The organism is Helicobacter marmotae, from assembly GCF_003364255.1.
In the GTDB taxonomy this organism is placed as follows: Bacteria; Campylobacterota; Campylobacteria; order Campylobacterales; family Helicobacteraceae; genus Helicobacter_C; species Helicobacter_C marmotae.
Genome location: NZ_NXLR01000043.1, coordinates 1 through 1,637 on the forward strand (window position 1 = coordinate 1; position 1,637 = coordinate 1,637).

Consider the following 1,637-nt stretch of genomic DNA (forward strand, 5'->3'; position numbering starts at 1 on the left):
GATTGAAGCACTTCAGTTTCTATAGATTCTAATTCTTGATAATATTTTTTCTGTGCGTGAAGTATCTCTCTGAATTTAAATCCTAACATAACAATCGTATAAAGTTCAGTTTTATTTTTTCTCCAATTGTAAAGCGTTTTTGTATCAATTTTTAATATTCCAGCAATATCGCGTTGTGATAATTTAGATGAAAGTAGATGATGTTTCATGTTATTTTGTCCTTAATTTTGGATAGCAAAGTCTATAGTTTTTTTAATAATTTTTCAATAAGAGGAAATAATGCTTTCAAATATGATTTATCAAGTAAAAATTACTTTGTTTAAATTAAAGTTAAGTTTAGACACAATCCCGCCTTATAAAAAAATAACTATATGTAAGGAAGGAAATGATGTTAAATAAGTTTGGTATTGGAAGTAAAATTATCGTTTCTATATCTTTAATGCTCGCCCTTTGTATGGGCTTAATGTCTGCTATATTGATAAGTCTTTCAATGAAAACGAGTGCTGAGGATGCTGAAAAGCTTTTGGTAAATACTTCCAAGAGAGCAGGGAATGCGTTAGAGGGGTATATTAATGAAATATTTGTAGCATTGAATTATTCTCAACGCGTTTTAGATACTTATTTACGTAGCAATATGCTTAATGAAAGCAATATGCAAGAAACGCTCGCAACACTTTTAGATTCTAACCAATGGATGAAATATGCTTACATTTACATAAAAGACGCCTCAAAAATCAAAGGTTTAGGCAAGCAATATTTGCTTCAAGACGGCGGTGCGCTGATATATGGGATAGATAATGAGCCTAATCGCAAAGGCGGTATAGAAATACTCCCAAATGATTTAACGATATTAAGTGATAGTGGCGTGCAAGAGGCGTTAAAAAAAGCGAAAGTGAGTGTTGGCGACCCTACACTTGGGGCTACACAGCAGCAAGATAGTATGCGCGTTACATTAAATTACCCCATATTCTCCCAAGATGGTGCAGTAGAGGGGGTAGTTGGAGTTACATTGCATACAAAGCTTGTGGCTGAAGATATGTTTTCAGAGAGACGCAAGGTCTTCCCAGATGCCTATAGAGTGCTTTTGACAAATGATTCTGCTTTGATTGTGCATCCAAATGAGGGATTCTTAGGGAGAACTTTAAGAGATATTAATAAAGAAAACATAACTATAAAACCCCTTTTAGACGCATTAGAAAAGGGAACATCTGGTATTTATGAGTTTATTAATTTATATGGCAAAGATAGTATGGCAGGATTAGCCTCATTTGAAGTAGGAAGAGGCTTGAGCGGCAAGCATTGGGGGACTATTATTATCGCTCCTAAAGATTCTGTATATCAGTCAGTTTATACACTTGTGAAAATTATTGCTATAAGTGTGATTTTATGTGTGATTGTCGTATCTTTATTTACCTTTGTCTATGTTCGCACTACTATTGCACGCAGAATTTATAAAATCTCCCACACACTCTTTGAATTCTTTAATTACCTTAATCATAAGAGACAAACACCACCTGAGCCTTTAAGGATTATAGCCCAAGACGAACTTGGTCAAATGGGATTAGCCATTAATGAAAACATACAACAAACCAAAATAGGCTTAGAGCAAGATGCCAAAGCCGTAGAACAATCTGTAG

At 34.3% G+C, this 1,637-nt stretch carries 2 protein-coding genes; one reads left to right on the top strand and one right to left on the bottom strand.

Annotated elements, in window-relative coordinates; translation table 11 throughout:
• Positions 1-209 (bottom strand): hypothetical protein (locus CQA63_RS09215; protein WP_115511888.1); only part of this gene is annotated, 209 nt, incomplete at its 3' end.
• A 176-nt stretch (positions 210-385) separates the two neighbouring features.
• Between CQA63_RS09215 and CQA63_RS09220 the strand changes: the two genes are divergently transcribed.
• Positions 386-1,637, top strand: a 1,252-nt coding sequence (locus CQA63_RS09220) for a PDC sensor domain-containing protein (RefSeq protein ID WP_147288786.1), incomplete at its 3' end; no start/stop codon positions are given.